16 protein-coding genes and 1 pseudogene are annotated in these 25680 nt (G+C 54.9%); 8 read left to right on the forward strand and 9 right to left on the reverse strand.

Features of this window, described 5'->3' with window-relative positions; genetic code table 11:
• Positions 1-73: 73 nt before the first annotated feature.
• The 4 genes from PT275_RS07955 to PT275_RS09245 all read left to right on the forward strand — a co-directional run bounded on the left by PT275_RS07955 (position 74) and on the right by PT275_RS09245 (position 7992).
• A complete protein-coding gene (locus tag PT275_RS07955) occupies positions 74-3370 on the forward strand; it encodes a glycosyl hydrolase (RefSeq protein WP_277153847.1) in 3297 nt (1098 codons plus the stop codon).
• 355 nt (positions 3371-3725) lie between these two features.
• Complete coding sequence (locus PT275_RS07960; RefSeq protein WP_277153848.1) at positions 3726-6383, forward strand: glycoside hydrolase family 3 C-terminal domain-containing protein; 2658 nt, start codon at positions 3726-3728, stop codon at positions 6381-6383.
• 218 nt (positions 6384-6601) lie between these two features.
• Positions 6602-7123: a GtrA family protein gene (locus PT275_RS07965; RefSeq protein ID WP_277153891.1), complete on the forward strand. Its 522-nt coding sequence runs from the start codon at positions 6602-6604 to the stop codon at positions 7121-7123.
• Positions 7124-7332: 209 nt separating this feature from the next.
• Positions 7333-7992, forward strand: a complete 660-nt coding sequence (locus PT275_RS09245; protein WP_277153849.1) for an ATP-binding protein — start codon at positions 7333-7335, stop codon at positions 7990-7992.
• Between the two features lie 169 nt (positions 7993-8161).
• Here the strand turns inward: PT275_RS09245 and PT275_RS07975 are convergent, their stop codons facing one another.
• On the reverse strand, positions 8162-9499 hold the full coding sequence (locus PT275_RS07975) for a sensor histidine kinase (RefSeq protein ID WP_277153850.1): 1338 nt from the start codon (positions 9497-9499) through the stop codon (positions 8162-8164).
• Positions 9500-9623: 124 nt separating this feature from the next.
• Positions 9624-10343 (reverse strand): LytTR family DNA-binding domain-containing protein, encoded by a 720-nt coding sequence (locus tag PT275_RS07980; RefSeq protein WP_277153851.1) that lies wholly within the window; start codon positions 10341-10343, stop codon positions 9624-9626.
• 451 nt (positions 10344-10794) lie between these two features.
• Between PT275_RS07980 and PT275_RS07985 the strand changes: the two genes are divergently transcribed.
• A complete protein-coding gene (locus tag PT275_RS07985; RefSeq protein WP_277153852.1) occupies positions 10795-12306 on the forward strand; it encodes a hypothetical protein in 1512 nt (503 codons plus the stop codon).
• Between the two features lie 130 nt (positions 12307-12436).
• On the opposite strand, the gene PT275_RS07990 is transcribed toward PT275_RS07985, so the two are convergent.
• Positions 12437-12772, reverse strand: coding sequence for a hypothetical protein (locus PT275_RS07990; protein WP_277153853.1), 336 nt, complete (start codon positions 12770-12772; stop codon positions 12437-12439).
• Positions 12773-12807: 35 nt separating this feature from the next.
• Here PT275_RS07990 and PT275_RS07995 point away from each other — a divergent pair, with 35 nt between their 5' ends.
• On the forward strand, positions 12808-14256 hold the full coding sequence (locus PT275_RS07995) for an amidohydrolase (RefSeq protein WP_277153854.1): 1449 nt from the start codon (positions 12808-12810) through the stop codon (positions 14254-14256).
• A 133-nt stretch (positions 14257-14389) separates the two neighbouring features.
• Here the strand turns inward: PT275_RS07995 and PT275_RS08000 are convergent, their stop codons facing one another.
• The 4 genes from PT275_RS08000 to PT275_RS08015 form a co-directional block, all read right to left on the reverse strand.
• Positions 14390-16111 (reverse strand): dicarboxylate/amino acid:cation symporter, encoded by a 1722-nt coding sequence (locus tag PT275_RS08000; protein ID WP_277153855.1) that lies wholly within the window; start codon positions 16109-16111, stop codon positions 14390-14392.
• A gap of 915 nt (positions 16112-17026) precedes the next feature.
• Positions 17027-17401, reverse strand: a complete 375-nt coding sequence (locus PT275_RS08005) for a hypothetical protein (protein WP_277153856.1) — start codon at positions 17399-17401, stop codon at positions 17027-17029.
• Positions 17402-17895: 494 nt separating this feature from the next.
• Positions 17896-18276: a hypothetical protein gene (locus PT275_RS08010; RefSeq protein ID WP_277153857.1), complete on the reverse strand. Its 381-nt coding sequence runs from the start codon at positions 18274-18276 to the stop codon at positions 17896-17898.
• Positions 18277-18831: 555 nt separating this feature from the next.
• Positions 18832-19185 carry a hypothetical protein gene (locus PT275_RS08015; RefSeq protein WP_277153858.1) on the reverse strand — a complete coding sequence of 118 codons (354 nt, stop codon included), beginning with the start codon at positions 19183-19185 and terminating at the stop codon, positions 18832-18834.
• Between the two features lie 616 nt (positions 19186-19801).
• Here PT275_RS08015 and ugpC point away from each other — a divergent pair.
• Together ugpC and PT275_RS08025 are read left to right on the forward strand one after the other, a co-directional pair.
• Complete coding sequence (ugpC, locus tag PT275_RS08020) at positions 19802-20929, forward strand: sn-glycerol-3-phosphate ABC transporter ATP-binding protein UgpC (protein ID WP_277153859.1); 1128 nt, start codon at positions 19802-19804, stop codon at positions 20927-20929.
• Positions 20930-21109: 180 nt separating this feature from the next.
• Positions 21110-22462 (forward strand): annotated as a pseudogene (locus PT275_RS08025) (DUF4032 domain-containing protein); the annotation flags it as partial.
• Positions 22463-23230: 768 nt separating this feature from the next.
• Here PT275_RS08025 and rlmB read toward each other — a convergent pair.
• Together rlmB and dcd are read right to left on the reverse strand one after the other, a co-directional pair.
• Complete coding sequence (gene rlmB, locus PT275_RS08030) at positions 23231-24235, reverse strand: 23S rRNA (guanosine(2251)-2'-O)-methyltransferase RlmB (RefSeq protein ID WP_277153860.1); 1005 nt, start codon at positions 24233-24235, stop codon at positions 23231-23233.
• 271 nt (positions 24236-24506) lie between these two features.
• Complete coding sequence (gene dcd, locus PT275_RS08035; RefSeq protein WP_277153861.1) at positions 24507-25088, reverse strand: dCTP deaminase; 582 nt, start codon at positions 25086-25088, stop codon at positions 24507-24509.
• Positions 25089-25680 lie beyond the last annotated feature (592 nt).

The raw sequence follows: 25680 nt of genomic DNA on the forward strand, positions 1-25680 counted from the left end.
CCTTGGTGTTTATGCCGGGTTGCAGGGTCTGTCGGTTTTTTAGAAACAAAAATAGACAGAAAGAAGTTACGATATGCATAATGTAGTGCATCGTAAGCCACGGAAATCTGGCAGGGTGCCGAAAAGCGTGACAGCGGCTGTTGCGGCTGTTGCGATGTTCGTGCCTGCTTTTGGTTTGGGGGGATCGGCTACTGCGGCGCCTTCTGACAATACGTTTGTATTGCCCAACGGCATGATAAGCAAAGCGGATTTCAATAATCCTCCGGCAAATGCCCGTCCGGGCACACGTTGGTGGTTCGGTTCGGAGTTCTCTTTCCTGCATGACAAGCATGGCAATCTGAGCGAGGACCAGACTCGTCAGCAGCTTGACGCCATTGCCAAGGCCGGTTTCGGCCGTGTCGAAATTGCGTATGGCGATCAGTATTGGGCAACTGAAACGCAGCGCAAGAATTTTGAAGCCGCGCTTGAGGAAGGCCAAAAGCTTGGAATCCAAGTGGACACTACGCTCGGTGCCGGATGGCCGTTAAGCACGCCGAATACGTCCAAGGGTACCAATCTTGATTTGCAGGAGCTGCAATATGGGCGTACGGATGTGGCCGCTGGTGCGACGTTTAACGCTGCGGTGCCGAAGCCTTATGACGACCCGACCAACACCCGTGGTGGCAAGCTGGTCGCCGTCACGGCGGCCAAGGTAGTCAAGCCAGGGCCTGCGGTCACGACGGTGAACACCCCTCCAACCACCAGTACTGTTCTTGATCCGGATTCGCTGATCGACCTGACTTCACAGGCATCTGCAGGCTCCATTGACTGGACTGCCCCGACTGACGGCAACTGGATTCTGTTCGGGTTCTGGCAACGGAGTTCGAAGAAGAAGGCCCATGATCACTTCAACCATGAGGCGATTGAAAAGGCCATCGACTATGTCGAGAAGGAACAGTTCTCGCCGAAGGCCAAGGCTGATTTTGCGAAGGTCGGCTACTCGGCCTTTGAAGATTCGCTTGAAATCGACGCCGAAGGCCTGTTCTGGGATGACGCCATGGCTCAACAGTTCAAGACCCGTCGTGGTTATGACATTACCAAGTATCTGCCATTGATGTATCAACAGGGTATGAACCATTACTGGGTTCCCGACACGCGTCCGACTGCTGATTTCGATCTTTCGAACGGCAACGGCGAGCGTCTGCGTAACGATTACTATGAGCTGATTTCCGACCTCTATATCGATGAGCACCTCACCCCTATGTCTAATCTGGCTAAGCAGCTTGGAGTGAAGTATCGTGCGCAGCCTGCGTTCGGTATGGATCTCAATACCATTCGTTCGGCACGTAGTGTGGCCGAGCACGGTGGCCTGGCTGACGATGAGTCCTTCAACGCCGGCGATGTGGTGCCTTATGATCTCGAATCGACGCCTGATACTTGGCGGTTTGCACTTGATCACCATCGTTTCGTCGCCAGTGGTTCGCATCAGGGCGGCAGCAACGAGATCTCCGACGAACTTGGAGCCCAGCCTGGTACGTATGTGCGTACCCTGGCCGACTACAAGGGCATCATGGACAAGGAATGGGCCGCTGGTACCACTCGTCCGATTCTGCACGGCACAAGCTATCAGACTGATTCGGCTAAGTGGCCTGGTGACGCTGCGTTTGGGTCGCTTGTGGGCGAATCTTGGAATTCCAAGACGTTCCCACAGTGGAATTCCTTCAAGCCGCTCAATGATTATTGGGGCCGTGGAACGATGGTTCTGCAAACAGGAAAGCCGCAGGTTGATGTCGCGGTGTATGAGCCTGATGCATTCCTGCCGTCAGCGGCAACGCCTGCTCGTCCGGCGAAGATGAAGTCCTACTATGACGCACAGTCCATGGAAGATCAAGGCTTCACCATTGAATACGTCGATCCGGACGGCATTCGCGATAATGCTGCCGGAAAGGGCACCGCTACACTCTATCCGAATGGCCCTTCCTACAAGACCTTGGTGATTGATCAGCGTTCGATGCCGGCCGATGTGGCTGAGTCCATTCTTGCACATGCTAAGGCTGGTTTAGGCGTCGTTTTCGTAGGCTCCACGCCTGCTGCTGGCATTTCCTATGCCAATGCCTCTTCTGATGACGCAAGGGTCAAGGCTGCGGTTGCTTCCATGCTTGCCCTGCCGAATGTGACGCAGGTACCGAACCAGGCTTCCACGATCAATGGCTTGAGAGCTATTGGCGCACAGCCTGCTGCACAATGGTCCACTCCGAGCCGCGTGTATACGCAACGTCGAAGCACTGATGCAGCCGACTACTACTATCTCTACAATGCGTCTGGTTCCCCGGTTTCATTCGATGCCGGATTCGTCGGCAACGGCTCTCCATATACCTACAATTTGTGGGATGGCAACATTGCTCCTATGGCCAGCTATCATACGCAAAGTGGCCGTACTGAAGTGCCTGTGAAATTGTCTGGCCGTGAGACTGCAGTCATCGCCGTGGCCAAGCACGCGGCGCCAACCCGCCATGTCACGCAGAGCAACGCCGATCGCGTCGAAGCTCAGAGCGACGGTTCACTCCAATTCGAGCGTGATGTCCAGCCTCAGTCTCCGACTGGGCCTGTTACGGCCCTGTCGTATACCTTGAGCGACGGCAGCCAAGGTTCACAACCTGATGCCAAGCTCCCCGCTTCGCGTTCGTTGACCGATTGGAACCTCAAGGTGGAACGTTGGGGGTCAGATGGCAAGAAGCAGGTATTCGACGGTAAGGCTCCGTTGGGTGACTGGCGTAAGATCTCCGGTTTGCAGACGGTTTCCGGTGTGGGCACCTATCATACGACCTTTAACTTGGGCGACGATTGGATAGCTTCTGATCGTGGTGTTCGGCTGAATCTGGGAGAAGTCGACAATGCTGCCATCTCGGTGTCTGTCAATGGTAAGCAAGTGGCTCCTGACTCTGTGGCAGGGCGCATTTGGGATGTCACCAAGCTGTTGACGAAGGGCGATAATTCCATCGATGTCACTGTGGCGACGACGTTGCGTAATCAGGTGACCGCAGAGCAGCATAATGGAGATACGCAGGCATACGGACTGGTCGGGCCTGTAACCCTTATGCCGTATAGCAAGTTCGTCCTTGCTCCTGCAGTCAGCAATAGCAATGGCCAGGAGCCTGGGGGATCGGACAATAGCGGCAATAAAGCCCCGGTATCCGCTCCTTCACAGAATCCTGGAGAATCGGACAATGCGAAGAACAATGGCGATCAGGCTCAGAAGTCCGCTGCAGAGTCGAAAACTCCGTTGGCCCGGACCGGTGCCGGTGTGCTGGGTGTTATCGCAGTTGTGGTGGCTGCAGTTGCCATTGCCGGAATCAGCTTGGCGCTTTCTCGTTCACGGCGCCGGGGCTGATAGCTGGCTGATCGGTTAACAGCCGACCAGATTGATAAGCGACATTGAACAGAAACCTGAACGGGATGGGCGAATATCCTATATGTATGCGGATACTGCCCATTCTGTTCAGGCATCTTAATCGCAACACATTGAGAGAACGCCATTTGTGCGAACGAAACGACAACTTAGGTTACCGACAGGTAGGGTGAGTTGAATTATTGATTTAATAGGAATGCCAGTAGTGGATCGTATGCAGTGCGGCAAAGGCTGTGCGGTGCAGCATATATGTGCTACTGGCGCTGTGCTGAAAAGCGGGCGAGCTCAAAGCCAAAGTGGGATGACGGCATAATAAAAATTTTGTGTAAGGAGAATCATGAAACTTGAAGAGCTTTCGGTTACGGAGAAGGCGGCGTTGCTTTCCGGCGCGTCCGAATGGGACTCGCGCGGCAATGAACGGGCCGGAATTCCGAGTTTCGTGATGAGCGATGGCCCCAACGGCGTGCGTCGTCAGCTCGGTGCGGGCGATCACCTTGGTATCGGGGCGTCTAAACCTGCGACCTGTTTTCCTACCTCCGGTACTGTGGCCAATTCTTGGGACCCGGCGCTCGCCGAGGAAGTGGGGAAGGCGCTGGGGCGCGAGGCGCACGACCTCGATGTCAATGTGCTGCTTGGGCCCGGCCTGAACATCAAGCGCAATCCGCTTTGCGGCCGTAATTTCGAGTATTATTCCGAAGATCCGCAGGTTGCGGGGCACATGGCGGCGGGCCTTGTCAAGGGGATTCAAAGCAACGGCATCGCCTCCTGCCCCAAGCATTTCGCGGCCAACAGTCAGGAGCTGCGTCGGCAGGCCTCCAATTCTGTGGTCGACGAACGTACGTTGCGCGAGCTGTACCTGACTGGCTTCGAAATTATGATCCGTGAGGCACGTCCCTGGGCCATCATGACCTCGTACAATCAGATCAACGGCACATACGCCCATGAAAACAAGCATCTGCTCACTGAAATCCTGCGTCAGGAGTGGGGATTCGATGGTGCGGTCATCTCCGATTGGGGCGGTTCAAACTCCGCCGTCGCCGCGGTGAAGGCCGGGGGAACGCTGGAAATGCCGGCACCTGGATACACTTCCGTGCGCGAGCTGGTCGGCGCGGTCAAGGCCGGAACGTTGTCCGAAGCTGATCTCAATGTCCGTGCTGATGAAGTCGCCAAACTTGCGGAACGCACGCGTTTCAACGGTGTCGGCCGCGATGATTTGTTGAGCGATGACATTGCCGAAGATCATCACAAGGTTGCCCGTCATGTCGCTGAAAATACCGCTGTGCTGCTCAAGAACGATGTGGTATCCGGCTTGTCAAGTGCCAATACTGGTAATGCAAACAAATCGAACGATGGTATTTCGCAAGCCGATGATGTGGCGGGCGGCGCCGGTCAGAAAGCTGACACTCAAAGGCAGGTCAAACCGTCAAGTGCTGCAAGTGACGGGAAGGCCATGGGTTCCGTATCGGATTCGGATAATCGGATTAATTCAGCTGATCCAACTTTGGCGGCTGGTGTGGAGCCTTCCACCCACGTTTTGCCGTTGCAACATGGTACTCGCGTCGCGGTGATCGGCGACATGGCAAAAACAGCGCGTTTCCAAGGCTCTGGCTCATCTAAGGTCAACGCGACGAGGGAAGAAAACCTGCTTGACGAGCTCAAGAAGATCGATGGTGTCGAAGTCGCCGGTTACCAGCAGGGCTACGAGCGTCACGGCGGCAAGAACAGCGTCCTGGTCGAGGATGCCGTCGCATTGGCCGCTGCCGACACCACCGATGTGATTATTGCCGTCGTCGGCCTTGACGAACGCAGCGAATCCGAGGGGCTCGATCGTTCCACCATGGCCATTCCGCAAGGCCAGAACGAGCTGGTGAAGGCGCTGACAGCTACTGGCAAGCCGGTGGTTATCGTGCTGGTCTCTGGTTCCCCCGTCGAATTGCCGTGGTTCGATGACGTTTCCGCGCTCCTTTATATAGGGCTTTCCGGCCAGGCCGGGGCTTCCGCCGCGGCGCGTGTGCTCACCGGAGCGGTCAATCCGTCCGGCCATCTCGCCGAAACCTGGCCGCTCAAATATGAGGACGCCCCCAGCTCCGGCTGGTACCCGGCCATCGGTCGCGACGCCATCTACCGCGAAGGCCCGTTCGTCGGCTATCGCTATTACGAGACCGCCGGCGTGCCCGTACGCTTCCCGTTCGGTTATGGCCTGAGCTATAGCACGTTCACCTATTCGGGCTTGTCTAGCGACGAAAAAGGCGTCACGTTCACCGTCACCAATGATTCTGATGTCCCCGGCGCCACCGTCGCCCAGATGTATGTCCGCGGCCCGAAGGGAGGCGCGATGCGCCCCGACCGTGAGCTCAAAGGCTTTAGGAAGGTCTTCCTTGACGCTCATGAGACCAAGACGGTCACGATCCCATTCGATTGCTATACGTTCCGTCATTACGACGTCGTGCCCGGCACATGGAAAACCGAGACCGGCGAACGTGAGATTCTGGTCGGTGACAGCGTTGAGAACCTGCCGTTTTCCGTCACTCAGATGATTCAAGGCGACATTGATTTGTGCCCGCCGAATCCGGTGCTTGGCCACTATCTCAAGGGGCAGGTCAAGGACGTCACCGACAACGAAATGACCGCTCTCTTCGGCCATGGCGTTGTCGCGCCCGGCAAGACCACCGTTTTCGGCGAGAACGACCCGATCTCATCGTGGGCGGATTCCCGTGGATTCGTAGCCCGCACGGTCGCCAAAACGCTTGCCAGGCGCGAGGCCAAAACCCGACAGAAGACCGGCCAGCCGGATCTCAATATGCTCTTCATCCTCAACATGCCGCCGCGCGCGATGTGCAAGATGACGCAGGGCATGATTGATTCGGCGATGGTTCAGGCCGTCGTCAAGATCGCGAACGGCCACACCTTCCGCGGTATCGGCTCGTTCATCGCTGGTTATTTCCGCAATATCTCGGCCAACAAGCGTATAGCGAAGGAGCTTGAAAACAAATGAGCAAGCAATCTGCACAGACACCAATCAACGCACAGAATCTGGGGGACACTGGCCTTGCCAAGCTTGGCGGAGGGGCTGATAAAGCTGGGGATGTCAATGGTTCTGTGGTTGCTGGAAGCGTGACTGAGTCTTCCGTCCGCACCCTTAGGTCGGTCTCCAAGGACGTATCCCAATCTGATAAAACTGCTGCGACCGCGGCCAACGACGGCACAGGCTTCATCGCCGCCTGCAAGCGCCTGATCAACAAGTATCCGAACCTGTGGGAATTCATCAAGTTCAATGTGCTTTCGAACATCTCGACCATCACGCGTTTCGTGGCTGTATGGGTGCTGACGGCCCTGTTCGTGCACGCCCTGCACATGACCCAGCCGTTCAGCTTCCTCATTTTCAACTACTCGAAGCCCAGTTCCAACGGCCTCGGCGGCTTCCTCACCTTCCTCATCGCCGAAATCCTCGCGCAATCCGTCAACTTCGTGGTGCAGATGAAGTGGGTATTCAAGTCTGACGCCAGCTTCAAGTCGGCGGCTTGGAAATACGCGATTCTTGCCGTCATCATCGTGGTCTGCGGCCTGCTTCTGCCCGGCTACATCACCACGCTGTGCAAGGGCTTTGGCTGGAACGACGCCATTTCCTCCACCCTCGCCTCAGTGGTCAACACGCTGCTGGCCGTCATCATCAGCTATCCGCTGCTGAAGTGGTGGATCGCCCCCGCCAAGAAGGGCGACAAGGCTGAAAAGTAAATGGGCCGTGGTGCCGCTAAGTGCGGTGCTGACGTTATAAAGCGATGCAAGTCGGTAGATAGGAAAACACGATTGGCGGAATTCCGCCATTGTGGATAACCTATTTGCCGACTTGTGTGTTATCGGGATATTCCGTCGGCGCTGTCGATGAGCAGTGTGACGGTCATTGACCATACGATGACGGTCATTTCACACAGTCACCTGACCGTGTGGAAGTCACCAATCCGGGCGGTCTTTGGGGCGGCAAAACGCTTGAGAACATCGATGATGGCCAATCGAAATGCCGCAATACCGCGTTGATTCAATTGATGCAGGATGTGCCGTTTTCCCGTGGGGACGGAACGACCGTAGAAGGCCAAGGGGCGGGAATACCTTTGGTGAAGCGGGAAACGAAGAAAACGAATGGGTTGAGGCTGGAGTTCAGGGCCTCCGCGGATTGGTTCAAGGTCATATTCTGGCGTCAGGATATCGTGATTGAGCGCATGGCAATTCATCGAAGGCCTACTAAAGCGCCGACTCATCGGTTATCTACGTCGGCAACTCAGCGATTATCTGTAGATGATGTGCAAGAGCCAGTAAGCAAGGAGGATCTGGAGGATTACTTTAATAGGTTCTCGATAGATTCCGAATCCGACTCGGAGCCGCAAGACACTTCGGTTCCGTCCGCTACAAAACGGCAGATTCGTGCTGATGGTCAATTGCTGGCGTTGATACCTAAAAATGACGCCATATCCACCCGTGAGTTGGCAGGGCAGACGGGCAAATCGGTAGAAACGGTCCGCCGCGAACTTCGTAGGTTGATTCAGGAACAGAAGGTCGAACCCATCGGCAAGCCCAAAAGCCGCCAACGGGTTTACAAGAGGATTTGATTATTCGTCGGCATGGTTGATTGCAAAATTTTTGATCTCGGTTTTACCGATTACGAAGGCTGGTCGACAGAAAACGTGATTGGCGATTTTTCGCCCAAACATTGTCATCACACAGTCAAATGACCGTGATCTGATTCCACGGAATTCTGTGCAGATACTTACGCCTGATTCACCGCGGCAGCAAAACGGTCAGGATGAACCAGTGGTCGCGGGCCTTGATGGTGACGTTGCCGTGGTAGAGGCCGGCGATGTGCTTGATTGATTTCACGCCGTAGCCGTGGGCGCGTTGATCGGTTTTGGTGGTGCGCAGCTCGCCTTGGGCGTCGGTTTCCAAGGCGGATTCGTAGTAGTTTTCGACACGGATGACTGTGAATTGTCCATGTGCGTATAGCGCGAGCTTGATAAGCCGCCGTTCCGGTTCCTTGACCTGCGAGGCCGCCTCGATGGCGTTGTCGAGCGCGTTGCCGAAAAGCGTGGCGATATCCATCGAGCTCATGTCACTTAGCAGCTTGCCGTCTGCCACTGTCGTAAGTGTAATACCTTGCTGTGCGCACGCCTTCACCTTCGAGGTCAGAATGACGTCGAGCACGGAATTGCCGGTGTGCTCCTGTGCGCTGTATTCCTGCACCGAAGCCTCGAGCTGTTCGAAGCCGGCAGCCGCATGATCGGGGTCGACTTCGGCTCGCAATGCGGTGATTTGGTGCTTCAAATCGTGGGCAATGCGCCCCAACGACTCGATGTTTTCCTTGGATTGCAGGTATTCCTGGTGCTCACTTTGCAATTTGGCGTCGATGGAATTGAGCTCGACGTTCGCACGTGTCACTCTCGATTGTTCCTGCTGCGATCCGAGAATGACATAGCCACACAAATCAACGAGCGTGCGAATATAGAAGATCTCCTGCCCCACGGATCCGGAGAAGGGCGTGTTGGTCGAGACGAAACTCAGGTTGCTCATCGCAAACGTCACGATGGTGATGATGATGGAACCGGCCACGGCGGTGCGGCTGGGATTCGTCGGCCGGTCCCGTTCGAAATTGTGCCGTTCGATGGCCCAGGCCAGACCGAATCCGATCAGATAGATCACCGTGGCCAAGATCGCCGTGCGCAGGTCGAGCCCCGAAACGGAACCGCGATCGCGGCTGTGTTTGTTGAAACCGATGAACGTGGCGATTTGCCAGTGCAGCGAGGCCACGAGTTCCGCGAGTACAAAGGCGCGTGTGGTGACGTAAAGGCCTTCGCGCGGCGTGGTTTGAGCACCGAGGAAAATGACCAGATACATCCCCGCCACCGCGAGTAGCATGCCGAAAATCCAGAAATCAAGACTCATCGCCCCGTCAAAATATTGGATTCCGATGATCGCCGGCAGCCCAATCGCGGCCACGAGTATGCTCCGCCATTTCGGCGCGCGCCGGTAGATGACCAGCAGGTAGACCACGCAGGCCAGCCATTCGCAAATGCCGGTGTAGAGCCGTGGAATGTTGGGCAATGCATTGGTGATCGTGTTCATCTGTTACCTCTCCAGTCGCGCCCCGCGAGCTTGTATGGCGTTTGCATATTTCTGACTTTATCGTCGGAAAGGCGCATGGTAGAGCAGCCGCTGGTGTCTGGGTTTGCGGTGTGGCCGGGCATGCTCATTGCAGACCGCCATTGATATAGTTCGCCAATGCGGCGACGAACGCCTTCTTGCGAGGCCGGCTGACGCGCAGGCGCTCACCGTTGCTCATGATGCAGTCCTGGTCCTCGATGCCGGTGACGTGCCGCAGATTGACGAGGTAGCAGGAATTGGAACGGAAGAAATCGTGCTCGGCAAGTTGCGCTTCGAGTTCCTTCAGCGTCGAGGTCACGGAAAGCTTGCCGTCGAGCGTGTGGATGATGATGGTGTGTCGGATCGATTCGATGTAGACGATGGATTTGAGCTCAATGCGCGTGCGCTGCGACCCGGCCTCGAAGAGCATCGAATCGTCGGCCTGCCGCTGCACGGTCTCGATCGAGCGTTTGATTTCCTGGCTGAACGCAAAGTACGGCACCGGTTTCAAGAGGTAGGAAAGCGCCTGCACCTCGTAGCCGTTGATGGCATATTGCGAAGCGTTGGTGATGAAGACGATCACAACGCTGCTGTCGATTTTGCGTATCCGCCGTGCCGCCTCCATGCCGTCCATCTGTTTCATTTCGATATCGAGAAGCAGGATATCGTAGATCGGCCGGTATCCCTCCACGATTTTGGCTCCGTCGTCGAAGACGGAGACGGTGAAGTTTTCATTGTTTTCATCTTGATACCGGTTGAGGTAGTCGAGTACTTTCTGGCATGCGGCGGGTTCGTCCTCTACTACTCCGATCCTGATGTTGCGCATCGTCGGCCGCCTTTCGTTTGGGGTCTTTAAACCCCACAATATCGTTATGTAACATAGTTTTGCTGCGTTGGCGGCAAAGCTGGGCTAGGTTGTCGTTGTCGGTTCCCGGATTGTTTTCTGAAGTTGATATAAATCGTTAAACGTATCGTATTTGTCTCATTATTGCAGGACCCTAAGAGGACTGTCTAAAGATCATCGGAATCGAGTTAATTGCTCGACGCCGATAGCGGCGATAGGGAAACGCTGCGAAATAAGGGTGGTTTGCAATTCATTTTCCATACAATGAGCTTGGCGTCTAATGCTAGTCAAGAGAAAGCTTTGTGGCATATGTTTAATTAAAGGTATTAAAAAATATTCCATAATGTGAAGATGTTTTATTCCGATTGGACAAATTATTATCGATAAGCATAAGATTTAATGGTTGAGAGTTCGCTGCAAAAAGGAACGAAATATGAAGAAGTCAAGGAAGATTGCCGTTGCGTCATTCGCAGCAGTATGCACATTGTTCGCGGGCATCGGTTTCGCCAACGCGGCTGAGCCCCCTGCCGGCCCTGCCCCAGTGGTATCGGCGCAGGCCAATTACGATCGTTCTGAGCTGCAGACGCAGTATAACAATCTGATTACATTGCGCGATAGCAACGCCGGCAAGTTAGGCCAGTATAGTCAGTATTCTTGGCTGTCGCTTTTGAACGATATCAATAAAGCCCAGCCCAAACTGGACCCCTCCAAGGATGGCCAGCTCAATATTGGTGGTGCCAAGGATCAAAAAGACATCACCGATACTGCCAACTCAATCAAGACTGATTTGGAGTTGGGATTGCTGCAGTCGCCCAAGGCCAATGAACTCAAGGCTGATGCGCCTATGCAGAATGCTGCAAATCTTCAGGCTTTTTATAACAAGGTAAAGGATGTCGCTCAGGCAAGTTACCCGTCGGCTACGCAAGATCAGTGGGATAGGTTCGATGGTTCAAGAACCCATGCCTCCTGGACTCTTGGTGAGGGTGGCGACGACATAGATATGACCAGGGCGTTTGATGATTTGTATGCCGATACATACAATCTTGACCAGAACTTGCTGCCGACCATTTCGGCGCCGGCGGCTCCCGCTCCTGCTCCGGTCGATAAGAAGGCCGCGCTGCGCACCGCCTACGATAAGGTGAAGGATTACAATCAGGCCGATTTCGCTTCCGTGGCCTGGCCTGCGTTTGACGCCGAGCGCACCGCTGCCAAGACCCTGCTCGACAAGGCTGACGCAACCCAAGCCGAGCTTGATGCCGAAGTGAACACCCTCAACGCGAAGGTCGGCGCTCTGGTCAACATCGCCAAGCTCAAGGCTGATGTCGCCAAGGCTTCCGGGCTCAAGGCTTCCGATTACGGCGAGTTCTCTTGGTATCTCATGTCGAGTTTCTCCTTGCCCTATGCCAAGTCCGTGCTGGGTAACAATGCCGCTGCACAATCCGAAGTCGATAACGCCGACATCTATCTGAGCGCGGATATTGCCGATTTGAAGACCCCGGTTGCCGGCCAGAAGACCGGTGCGGATGTGCCCGCCACCGTGAAGACCAAGGCCGATTTGACCGCTTTGGTTGCTCAGGCCGACAAGCTTCAGCAGGGCGATTACACCGCTGATTCGTGGAAGGTCTTCGCTGGCGCCCTCAAGTACGCCAAGGATGCCCTTAACCCGCAGCAGTCTGATTTGCTGCGCGATAACGACGTTGACGATTACACCTATGAATATGTCCAGCTCGAGGATGCGCAGTCCGCTTTGGTCCGCAATGCGTCCGCGGCTCAGAACAACCAAGCTCAGCCGACGGCTGCTCAGCCCCAGGCCAATGGAGCCGCTGCAGGCAGCAACTCCGGATTGGCCACGACCGGCGCCGCTGTCTCCGTGGTAGCTGTTGTCATGGCGTTGTTCGCTGGCCTTGCCGTCGCGATCAAGCTTGTCGAACGCAAGCGTGCCTGACAATAACGCTGATCGTCGGTAACGACGGTCTTTAACGGTTTTCCCTATAAGGTCGGCCGACAGGTAACCGCATTGGTGCCAACCCCACTAATTTCGGCGGCCTGTCGGTCGGCCTTTTTGCGTTGTCGGTTCAATGTGTTTGGGGAAGAACCGGCCTGCGCCATTCGCCATCTGCCGGATTGTTGCGGAAATTTTCAGCACGTTCGGTGGAAGCCGACGAATGATTTTCAGCTTCTCTCGCGTATTTGTTCCTGATAATTTGCGCCCATTTGTGCGATTCTTTCAAATCTATCTGCACGAATACCTGAATCTGCACCTCTGCTGTTCCGGCATGTGGGCATGTTAACGAATCGTAATTAAACGCGCTTATCGTGTAAGAATCGATTGTTTCACTTGAGTGATAGTCGACGACGGCAGCGTCAGGGGATTCGGTTCGTGCCCACGTATACGACAGATGCCATCTCATAGAAATCAATCATGGTCCCGAAAGGAAGCGTTTCTATGGCAATTGACAGCAATAAACAACGCATCATGGATATCGTCGATGACAAGAAAGGCGAGTTCATTGAGGCGTCGGATCGTATCTGGGAGACGCCCGAAACGCGTTTCACCGTTCCGAAGTCCGTCGCGCAGCATTACAACGTGCTCGAAAAAGAGGGCTTTGACATTCAAAAGGGCGTGGCTGGCATGGACTATGCCTACATCGCCACGTACGGTTCGGGCAAGCCGGTCATCGGCATCACCGCTGAGTACGATGCTTTGGGCAATCTGAGCCAGGAGGCCGGCAATCCAAACCGCAAGCCGGTGGTTCCCGGCGGAGCAGGGCAGGGCTGCGGCCACAACGTGCTCGGCACCGGTGCTCTGGGCGCGGCTGTTGCGTTGAAGACGCTGATGGAAGAAAAGAACCTTAAGGGCACGCTGAAGCTCTTCGGCTGTCCGGCAGAGGAAAGCGGCTATGGCAAGGCGTTCATGGCCCGTGCCGGTGTGTTTGACGACGTTGACGCCGCATTTACCTGGCATCCTTCCGACACCACCGCTGTCGCTGGCGGTTCGGGCCTTGCCGTGATGCAGGCCAACTTCAGCTTCAAAGGTGTCGCCGCCCATGCCGCCGCCGCTCCCGAACAGGGGCGCGATGCGCTTGACGCCGCTACGCTGATGACGGTGGGCGTGCAGTTCCTGCGTGAGCACATCATCGATGCCGCGCGTATCCATTACGCCTATCTCGACGCGGGCGGCGAGTCCGCCAACGTCGTGCACCCCACGGCAACCCTTTACTTCTTTGTGCGCGCCCCGTATCTGGAGCAGGCCAAGGATATCTACGACCGCGTGGTCAAGATCGCCAAAGGCGCCGCGATGATGACGGATACCGAGCTCAAGATCGACTTCGATTCCGCCTGCGCCAATTATGTGCCGAACCACCCGCTGAGCGCGGACATGGACAAGAACCTCGATCTGGTTGGCCCGCTGAAGCTCACGGCCGACGAGCTCAAGTTCGAGGGCGAGATTCAGGCCAACAATCCCAAGGGCTTCGAAGGCCCGCTTGCCGAACGTCTGAAGGCTGCAAATCCTGCCCTGAGTGACGAAGAAGCGAGCAAGATGGCCCATTCCAGCATGGCGCTGCCGAAGTTCCCGCTCATCTACACCACCGACACCAAGGGTCAGGCGTCCACCGACGTCGGCGACGTGAGCTGGTGCACCCCGACCGCCCAGTATTACGGCGGTTTCGAACCGCTGGGCACGCCCGCACACTCTTGGCAGTGGGTGGCTAACGGCCAGTCCAGCGTGGCGCACAAGGGCCTCGTGCAGGCCGCCAAGACCATCGCCCTGACCGCCTATGACGCCCTCACCGACCCCAAGCTTCTGCAGGCCGCAAAGGACGCCTACGCCAAGCAATTCAAGGACAAGCCCTACAAGTCGGTGATCCCGCCCGAAACCCAGCCCCATGGCTGAGTTGGTGGTAGCTTGCTTGGCTTACCAAGAAATATAAATAATGATTAATACATAGAATGCCGTATCGGCGACGTTGAAATAAGCGTCACTGATACGGCATTTCTGTTAATTGATGGAATTTAGTGATATCCGATTATTCGGATTTGCCTTCGTCCTTATTGCTCGACGAACGCAGGCCGCAGGTGTCGTCGCTTTGGCCGTCCAGCGCGGCGGATGGGGAGAAGCTCAGCAGGTTGCTGGCCTCGGAGAGGTTCAGCGAGGAAGGGAAGGCTGCGGAGCTCGAGGCCGTGGATTGCTCTGAGGTTGAAGGCTGAACTTCAGCGGCGTTTGCAGTCGTGGTTTCTTTCGCATTGACGGTGGATTGCGAGGCCGAATTGTTCTGTGTTGTGTTGAGCTGGGTAGGTGCGTTGGTAGCCGTATCAATTTCACTTCCACCAATGGTTACAGCTACTTTGGCACCGCCGGCCGTTACGGCCGCGTTGATACCGGTCAGTACTTTCGCGGAATTCTGCTCGGCGTCCGTATCCAGATCCGAGTCGACGAACTCCTTGCGGCCGTCGTAGAGGTCGCGGTCGAGCTGGTGCTCGGTGGCGGCGACGATGACGGCGGTGTTGGCGGCACCGGCCACGTTCAAGGCGGTGCGGCCCATATCCACGATCTGCGAGATCGGCTGGGCGATGGCGATGAAGGCGATCGGCAGGCCGGTGGCCGCGAACAGCGAGGTCGCGGTGATGGTGGCGGTGCCGGGCACACCGACGGTGCCGATGGAGACCAAAAGAGTCAGAGCCACAAGCAAGAGATACTGCAACGGAGTATAATGCATTTTCAGTGAGTTGACCGCGAACACCGCAAGCAACGTGGGCCAGACACCGGCGCATCCGGGCATGCCGAGGTTCGCGCCCAGCGAGGCGACGAATGAGGCGATGTCATCGGGCACACCGCCCTTGCGCAGTTGGCGCACGGTCACCGGAATGGTGCCGATGCTGGATTCGGAGGTGAAGGCGACGACGCCGGCGGGCCAGAAGAACTTGAAGAAGCGCAACGGGTTGGTGCGTGTGGCCACGCCGAGAATGGCGGGCTGGACGACGAACATCTGCAGCGCGATGGCGATATAGGCCACGACGAGCACAAGCAGCAGCGGCACCAGCGCCACGAGGTTGCTGTTGGAGATGGCGGCGGCGATCAGCGCGAGCACGGCGTAAGGCGTAAAACCGACGACGATCTGCGTGGCCTTGGAAAGCACGACATTACCGGCATCGACGAAAGTCTTGAACGGCTTGACGGCGGCCTCGCCTTTGGCGGTGCTGGCGGCGGCGTTGTAGGCCAGGCCGACGAGGATGGCGAAGATAACGACCGGCACCACTTGGTTGGCGGCCCAGTTGGCCACGAGATTCGAGGGGAAGAGCCCGACGATGGTGTCGAGCACTGCCGGCACATGCTTGGCTTGATAGTGTTGCGGCATGGCGACGTCGAAGCCCTTGCCAACGCCGAACGCCAGCGCGAGCCCGAGCGTGATCAGCGAGGCAGTCAGCGTGTTCAGGAGCAGGAACACCACGGTTTTCACGCCGATGTTCTTGAGCCTTAGCGACGAGCCGAGGTTGGTGATGCTGGCGATGACGCTGAAGAGCAGCAGCGGTACGACGATGGCCCCGATGGCGTTCGACCAGACGGTTCCGAACGCGGCGACATAGGTGGTGTGCCCCTTAAAAATCAGTCCCATCGCGATGCCGAGCACGGTGGCGATGATGACACGGGTGCTGAACCCGGCCTTTTTGGTGCGGCTCAATACCGCGAGTCCGGCGAAGAGCAGAACGGTGACGCCAAGCGCCAGCCAATTCCAGATAATTGGGGTCATGATCTTCCTCTCAATTGATTGATTTATGCAAAATTTGTCGGTAGGTATGCAAGTTGTCGTTACGATTGTTGGTTTATAGCTATCTGATTGCGCTGAACCAGATATTTCATCCCCTGGATTTTGAAGATTTTTCGAGGGATATACAGTGCAAGTCCGTTTTTAAAAGTATTGCTGGAACTTGCGATGAATGTATATTCAGCGATTAATATTCATCTACGATTGGGAATGTGATTTGCTAACGGGGTTATAGCTTGGGCTATAACCGTGCCTCGCTCATTGACGAACGAAGCTCAGCGTATATAAATATGCGTTGAAATATGCCGAGAACCGCTGCGATGCCGCTTTTCGGGAAAGGTACGAGACCATTTTGTTAAGATAACGACGAATGTGAATAATCCGGAAATTATCAGAATCAGATAGTGGCGTAGCCTTGCGAACGAGTGGGTTTTATTGCGGAAAAATTCAGCGACAACAAGACATCATCATCATCATAGAAGACATCATCATGTGCAGACCAGAAATACAGTTGGAGCCGGAACGATAGAGTCCGGTACCGTTGCTGCTGCCCGCGCAAAGAAGTTGTGATGTCATGTCAGCTACGTTAACCGATAGGGGTGGATTGCACAATATCAGTGTCCATTTAGTGAGATTTTTGTTTCAAAAGAAGAACCCGGCTTCTTGACTTCCGTCCCGGCGTCAACGAAAAAACGGTCGTTCTTTTAAGACGACAGACACGTCCGACCGCATGGTAGATACGAAAATCGGGTTGACGCCTTACAGGTCATCAACCCGATGAATATTCTTCCGCAAGAATGCCGAATCAGCAATAATAACCTGTCTAATTCGCGTATACAGGCTCATCTATGAGTTACTATGCGCAGCCAACAAAGCAGGTTAAATTCCTGAACTCAAGATTCAGGCAGCTTCCATTGTTTCCTCGTCGGCCATGCTCTTGTGCTTGTTGGTCCCGGTCAGCTGCGTTTTTTCGTTGTCGCGACGCACGATTTCGTTCGCGATCGATTCGATGGCGCACAGACGCAGGGCGTTGTCGCCGCGTACCCCCGAGGCTTCTTCGTTGCTGATGATATTGGTCTTCACCAATGCGTCAACAGGATTGATGCCATAGCTGCGGGCGATGGCGATGATTTCGTCGGTCGCCAGTTCGCTCGACTTGAAGCGTTTGTAAAGCGTGGCATAGGGGATGCCCGCCTGCTGAGAGATTCGATTGATCGAATCGTCGTGAGTGATTTCTCGTAGCCATTCAATGTGATTATGTCGAATTTTTTCCATGTTTTTATTTTCCGATAATTCGGAAGAAAAAGTAAGGAAAAAAATTTCGTTAAACGTTTAATATATTATATAATATATATCATTTTGTATATTTAGACTATCGGTTTCGTTAACCGGCGTTTTTGCCTAATAATGTAGAGAATCGTTGGGAATACGACGAAAAGAAAGTGTGCTAAAATTAATTTTTGATAATATGTTCCAGATGTTGGTCCGGCGAAAATATTATTTCATTTAATCTTTATTTGCGGCAACCGATTAAAAAATTTTTTTAAAAAAATTATATAAAACGTTCCTAATTGTTTAATTCAGTTATTAGCGTAATTGCCGACATTCGTCTGGTGTATATATCCCGGTTGCTCAGCTTGAAAGGCCTTGGCTTCAAGTTATAAGCCAAGGCGAGTATCCCTCATTTCTCAAGTTTAAGCCTATTCCCATGATTGTCACGGCTATTGCCGTCGTCGCCGATAATGCGCTGCGTGCGTTTCGGGCTTGTCTTATTTTTTTGAGTCCTTTTTCCTGCGCTTGTGAGTTTCAGATGTCAGATCGGTGGCAGTCAGACCGGTGGCTGCAGCATCGCGTCGTACGATTTCGCGGGCAATGTCATTGATGCTGCAGAGCCGCAGTGCGTTGTTCCCGCGAACGGCCGTCGCCTCTTCTTTATCGATAACGGCATTTTGCACCAATGCCTCCACTGGATTCATGTCGTAGCCGCGGGCAATGGCGATGATCTCGTCGGTGGCAAGTGTCTGCGATTGGAAACGCTTGTACAGCGTCGTGTATGGAATTCCACTCAAACGGGAAATTTTATTTATGGAGTCATTGTGCGTGATGTGTTTCAGCCATTCAATCGGATTGTTGCTTTTCGTTTCTTTCATATGGCTATTATCCATTATTTTATCTGAGAAAGTTATCATAAAAACTTAATCGTTTGATGTGAAAGAGCGATATGCTCATTATTGATGATATAAATAGATAATATTTAATATAATTAACTTATTTTAAGGTGTTCCGGTTCCGTTTCCCCTAAGTTATGTTTATGCCGTTCACCCTGAATATTGTGCGGTTCTGAGCAGCCAAAATGGGCTGAATATTGGATTTTTAAAGATTGAATTACATGTGTATACACAAAATTAAAGTTCACAAATTTAGATATGTGAAATAAATGTGGTTTTGATAAGGGCATAATTTTTAATTTGCGTACATGTACAAACTCCGATTAAAGGAGCTGTAAAGTTTACAAAATTCAAACGTTTGCCTTATAACTAAAATTTATGGCTTTGACGCTCTGACACCTTACGGTGAAGACACGAATGGTACTACGTGGGCAGATTTCGCATGTAGTGATCGTGGAGCCGAGCGATGGCGTTAGTGAAAACGGCATCGATACGTGGATGATGGAAAACGGCCAATGCGTTGGCTGCCTCGGCCGCTTATCGGAGACTGTCTAAATCTGCGGCTGGAATATTGGAGCCTTCGTTGCTGCGCCGCACAATCTCTTCCGCGATTGATTCGATGCTGCAAAGTCGTAGCGAGTTGTTGCCGCGGACTCCGGAAGCTTCATCGACTGTGATGACGTTGGTGTCCACCAGGGCGTTGATGGGATTGATGCCGTAGCTGCGGGCGATGATAATGATCTCGTTGGTCGTCAGCTCGTTGGATTGGAAGCGCTTGTACAACGTCGCATATGGGATGTTGGTTCGTTGGGCGATGCTGTTGATGGAATCGTCGTGCGTAATTTGGCGTAGCCATGCAATCTGACCGTTTTGCTTGCCTGTTTGCTTCATATATTTATTTTCGGATAATTGTGTAAAAAACAGAAGACCTCAAAATCAGTGAATACGTTTGACGCTTGCTTGTCTTTCTTTGGATTCGATTTATGGCTTAACAAAGGATTTGCCGGGGCTCATGTAAATGCCCACAAAACTAATTCTTCGTAAGGCTTACCGCTTCTGAATCCGAGAAAATTGGGTCGAAGATGAAGCCGTAATTACAGAGGTTAAAATAGTATGATTTAGAAAGTTTGTCTGAATAAAAAGAATGTCAAAAGTTTAAAAAATTCCCTTTAAAAATTTTATTAAAAAGTATGATGGTATTACTTTTCATTATTAGCATAAAATATACCTGTCGATGACTTGTCTCTTTTCAAACGGCGCTTCCATATGCGCTGACTTGCGGTTTCAACTATCCCTTCGTGTTACTTGGCGTGTTGTTTGCGATATTTTGCCGTTTGACCGTGTATAGTGAGGCGTGAGCTTTGTGGGGGAGGAACCCCATAAGGCCCCACTCATAATGGAATGAAAGTGCGGAAGTTCGCTTGCCGAAGTTGGCTTGCGGGTGGATGCAAAACCCTTCACTACGGATCGTTCGGCACGTACCTGCCGATGAAAGGAACTATATATTATGGCAAAAGTCGTATTTGACCATGTCACTCGTATCTATCCGGGCAATACTGAGCCCTCGGTATCCGATCTCACACTTGACATCAAAGATGGTGAATTCCTCGTGCTCGTCGGCCCTTCCGGCTGCGGCAAATCAACGACCCTGCGTATGCTCGCAGGCCTCGAGGAAGTCAACAAGGGCAAGATTTACATTGGCGATAAAGACGTCACGACCATGCAGCCGAAAGACCGCGATATCGCCATGGTCTTCCAGAACTACGCTCTGTACCCGCACATGACTGTCGCCGACAATATGGGCTTCGCCTTGAAGATCGCTGGCGTTCCGAAGGCTGAGATTCGTCAGCGCGTCGAAGAGGCCGCCAAGGTCCTCGATCTGACCGAGTTCCTCGACCGCAAGCCGAAGGCCCTTTCCGGTGGTCAGCGTCAGCGTGTCGCCATGGGCCGCGCAATCGTTCGTAAGCCTAAGGTCTTCCTGATGGATGAGCCGCTTTCCAACTTGGATGCAAAGCTCCGTGTGCAGACCCGTACGCAGATCGCCGCTCTGCAGCGCCAACTCGGCGTCACCACCCTTTACGTCACCCACGATCAGACCGAGGCTCTGACGATGGGCGACCGCATCGCCGTCATCAAGCTGGGCGTGCTCCAGCAGGTCGGCGCTCCGACCGAGCTCTATGACAAGCCGCAGAACGTCTTCGTTGCCGGCTTCATCGGCTCGCCTTCCATGAACATCAACACCCACCCGGTGGAGAACGGCAAGGCTAAGATCGGCAGCGATACCGTTGAACTCGATCCCGCCGCCGTCGCCAAGCTCACCCCGGAAGACAAGGGCCGCATCGTCGTCGGCTTCCGTCCCGAGGATGCTGGGCTTGCTGGTCCGGATGAGGCCAATGCCTTCTCGCTGAAGGTCGAGAACGTTGAGGACCTGGGCTCCGACGGCTACATCTACGGTGACATCATCACTGATGGCTCCGTGGCTGAGTCCGCTGCCACGATGTCCGATCAGAACAAGCTGACCACGATTCGTGTCAATCCGCGTGATCTGCCGAAGGTCGGCGAGACCGTCAAGATCAAGATCGATCCGTCCAAGATGCACCTCTTCTCCCCGGCCACCGAGCTGCGCCTGAACTGATTGCTTCTTAGCATCGTTTAAGTCGATTAAAAAGACCCGTACATTCGCGTGCGGGTCTTTTTGTATGTTTTGGCGTTTTGTTCCGGTAATGTTTCGTTGAGTTGTCGTTCGATTTAGTTGAGGGCAGACAGGTTTGAGATGGATTAGGAACTATCCCGTGTGGGCAGTAGATTTGGGAGTATGGAATTGACCGGTGGAATGCAAATGGACCCGCGTGCGCTGAAAGCGACGTCAGTGACGGCTGCCGAAGCCGGTGATGAGGATGTTGCCGAGCCGCAGGCATTGCAGATCACCGCCGCCAGCTCGAACCCGAAGATGTTCACGCTGCCTTGGGAAAAGCCGTTGGCGACCTGGCCCAAAGAACTGCTGGCGAACCTGCCGCGAGGCATTTCTCGGCACGTCGTGCGCTTCGTGCATGTCGGCGACGAGATCTACGCGATGAAGGAGATCACCAGCCGCGTGGCCGCGCACGAATACGAGCTGCTGCGCCGCCTGCAGAAGCTGGAACTGCCCACCGTCACGCCGATCGCCGTGGTCACCGGCCGGCATACCCGCGAGGGCGAGCCGCTGGAATCGATTCTGGTGACCAAGCAGCTCAAGTTCTCGCTCCCCTACCGTGCGCTGTTCGCCGGCAACCTCCGCCCCGACACCGCCGACCGGCTGATCGATGCGCTCGCCGTCTTGATGGTGCGGCTGCATCTCTCCGGCTTCTATTGGGGCGATGTCTCGCTTTCCAACGTCCTCTTCCTGCGTGATGCGGACGCGTTTTCGGCCTTCCTGGTCGACGCGGAAACCGGCGCGCTTTACACCTCGCTTACCGTAGGCCAGCGCAACTACGACATGGATCTCGCCCGCACCAACATCATCGGCGAGCTGATGGATCTGAGCTCCGGCAAGCTGCTGCCCGACGAGGTGGACGAGGTGGCGGTCGGCGACCGGCTGATCGAGCGCTACAACTCGCTGTGGGGTGCGTTGACCGATCAGGAGGACTTCGGACCCGACGAGATGTGGAAGATCGAGAAGCGCGTCAACAAGCTCAACGACCTGGGCTTCGACGTCGACGAGCTTGAGGTCAAGACCGCCGACGACGGCAAGCGCGTGCTCGTGCGGCCGCGGGTGGTCGATGCCGGATATGCTTCCCGCAAGCTTTTGCGGCTTACGGGCCTTGACGTGCAGGAGAATCAGGCACGGCGGCTTTTGAACGACCTCGACGCCTACCGCGCCTCCACCTGGAGAGACGGCGAGGAGCTGGAAATCGTCGCGACCGACTGGATGCGCGAGGTCTTCGAGCCCGTCGTGCGCATGATCCCCAAGGAATACCGCTCCAAGATCGAGCCTGCGCAGTTCTTCCACGAGGTGCTGCAGAACCGTTGGTATATGGCTGAAAAGGCGGGACACGACGTATCCACGGCTGTCGCCGCAAGCGATTACATCAAGCACAACCTGCCCAAGTACAACATCGATTCCAAGGCGCTCGCCGAGATCAACGCCGACGCGGATTCCGGCGTGGTCGATGACAGTTCGACCTACAACGCTGCCGACGGCGACGCCAGCGATGCGGATAGTGGTGATTCTGCCGATACCGTGGGCTCCGACAATGACGATGTCGACAACATCGGACGTGGCGATTACGGCACGCTTGGCGATGGCTTGGGCAATCTTAGTGCCACACAAACTGCTGGCGATGACTTTAACCTTGATGCCGATTCAGACGTTCCCGAAGACATCTGGCCCACTCAGCCGGACCCGGCCATGGTTGCTGCTCGTAATACGAACGCCGAAACTGCGACGGATTCCGGCTCACAAACAGATCATACGAAGGGAAATTCGCATACGGCGGCGAATCGGACTCATGGCGGCACGGTGACGAATGGTATCGACGAAACCTATGAAAATACGAATACCGGCGACGACACTGATGACGACGGCTACGACCCGGACGAATACGACCAGGACGCTGCCGTCTGGAGTCACTGAGCGGTTCCTGTCTGGGACTTTCGGACTAATTGTGTCTTTTTACTTGGGATAAGAGGGCTACTAAGTAAAAGACGCAAATCCGAAGGGTCGGGCAGATATAAAACGTGGACTTGAACTGAATCTGGAGCATGCGAGCTCTTTATCCGTTGCACGTCTATGCCCGGATTTCCCGTGCGGAAAACCGAAGCTCCTAATTCGGCTTTTACGTTCCGTCAGTTTGCCTCTCAGAATCTGGGTTCGAAATTTGCAAAAATAAACCCGAACCACATCTCGTGAATTGGGATGAGATTCGGGCGTAAACGGATAAACGTGTTGCCGCTGTTTTTATTTGCTGCTGTCGGCTTGTTTCCCGGCCTTGCTGCGGGCGCGGGAGACGGCGTAAAGGCTGATGCCGGCCGCCACGGAAGCGTTGAGTGACTCGACCTCGCTGGAGATTGGAATGCCGGCGATGGAATCGCATGCCTCGCGTACCAGACGGCTCAAACCCTTGCCTTCCGAACCCAATACGACGACCAACGGATCGGTCTCAAAGCCGCTTTCGCCGACGATGGCGTTGCCGCCGCCGTCGAGCCCGACCACATAGTAGCCGCGCTCTTTCAACGCTTCGATGGCCTTGGTCAGGTTGACCACGCGGGCTACGGGCAGGTGTGCGGCCGCGCCGGCCGAAACCTTCCAGGCCGCGGCGTTGACGGAAGCCGAGCGACGTTCCGGCAGGATGACGCCGTTGGCACCGAAAGCCGCCGCCGAACGAATGACGGCACCGAGGTTCTGCGGGTCGGTGACCCCGTCGAGTGCGATGAACAGCGGTCGCGCGTTGATGCGGGCGCTCTGCGAATCGGCCTCTTCCATGGCGTGTGATTTTTTATCCGCGCGATCCGCCAGCTCGGCCAGTGTGTGGTACTGGTAGGGTTGCACCTTCAGAATGATGCCCTGATGATTGCGCGAATGGGCGATGCGGTCCATCTCCAGCCTGTCGGCTTCGAGCAGGTTGACTCCCTGCATCCCGGCGAGCTTCACGATCTCGCGGGTGCGGTCGTCGTGCTCGATACGATTGGCGATGTAAAGCTGTGTACTTGGCACACCGACGCGCAGCGCCTCGAGCACCGCGTTGCGGCCGACCACCAGATCGTCGGAATCTGAAGTGTACCTTGCCGCACGGCGGCGAGCGGCCAGCCGTGGATCGGCGAAGCGGCGCTTCTCGTTCCGCTGTTTGGCTTTGTATGCCTTGTGATACACGCGATCTTCAGCCTTGGGCGTCGGCCCACGGCCTTTCAGCGCGTTGCGATGTTTTCCGCCCGAACCTTTGGCCGGGCCTTTCTTGTTAGCCATACTGCCAATTATCCCAGCACCCCGCGCCAACCTCGCCAGCAGGCTGCGCGTGTCAACTCAACCGTGACTTCGCCCGCAAGTGTGCTTTCGGTCGCACCCAGATTGAACTTGCGACGAAAAGCATGATGGAACGTGCTTTTGGTCGCGTTGACGGTTGAGGTGCGACGAAAAGCACGTTAAATGGTGCTTTTCGTCGCACCGGCACGAGTTGTCTGGACTTCGGCTCGTAGTCGCACAGGAAGAAACAGTCAATAGGGAGGACGAAATTGCCTCAGTCTTCGATCTCAGCCTTGTAAAAGTTGACGTAGGAACGCGACGGGGTGGGGCCGCGCTGGCCCTGATAATGCGAGCCGACGCCGGTCGAACCGTACGGGTGCGCGGCAGGGGAGCTGAGCTGGAAGAAGCACATCTGCCCGATTTTCATCCCCGGCCACAGCTTCACTGGTAGCGTACTGACGTTGGAAAGCTCAAGCGTGATATGCCCCTCAAAGCCTGGGTCGATGAAACCGGCGGTGGAATGGGTCAGGATGCCGAGTCGACCGAGCGAACTCTTTCCTTCGAGCCGCGCGGCCGTAGTGCCGTCGAGCTTGATGTATTCCCAAGTGGAGGCCAGCGCAAACTCGCCGGGATGCATGATCCACGGCTCGTCCGGCCCGACCTCGAACTGTTCGGTCAGGTCGCCTTGGTTCTCTGCCGGGTCGACGTAGGTGTAGGCGTGATTGTTGAAAAGCCTGAAATACCGGTCGAGCCGCACGTCGATGGAGGCAGGCTGCACCATTTCGGGCGTCCATGGGTCCAGTGAGATATGGCCGTCGGCCTGGGCGGCGAGGATGTCGCGATCTGACAGCAGCATAGGTTCCTCCAGATGTCGATTTCGTGCCGAGCGTTCGACGCGCGACGCGGTCACGTCAATCGCGTCCCGGTTAACGCGGCAATTGCGTGTTATGCTCCCAGTGTAGACGTTGCGGCGGTCTGACGTCGCACAGGCGTTGCCAAGCGGGCTTTGGTCGGCGGCCGTTGTAAGCGTGTGGGCAGTATGGTGGTATTTCTTGACAGCGACAATATGTGTTTCCCGAAGATGCCAGATCGGCTGCACATTGGCCGCAGGCGAGAGAGCATGCGCTGTTCTGTGCTTGGCGTTGCAGGAATTTGGTATTGTGCTGGTCTGACATTGCGTGTGCCCAAGAATGTTGAGGGTCTGGTGTCACGTCAATCTGAAGTCGGGTAGGACGGTGCCAGCCCCTGCGAATGGCGTAGCACGGCAACTTTGCGCGGAAATTGGCCTTGAAAATCTGAAAAATAGTCAAAAAACAAAAATTTTCAGGCAATTTTCAGGTAATTCGATTCTTGTACCAAGAATTATGTAGTTATATAAGAAATGTCAGCAAGAGCTGGCCGGTGATTTTGAGGTTTGGATTTACCGATAATTGAACCCTTTCTTCTTC

This window comes from Bifidobacterium sp. ESL0745 (genome assembly GCF_029433335.1).
Classification (GTDB): domain Bacteria; phylum Actinomycetota; class Actinomycetes; order Actinomycetales; family Bifidobacteriaceae; genus Bifidobacterium.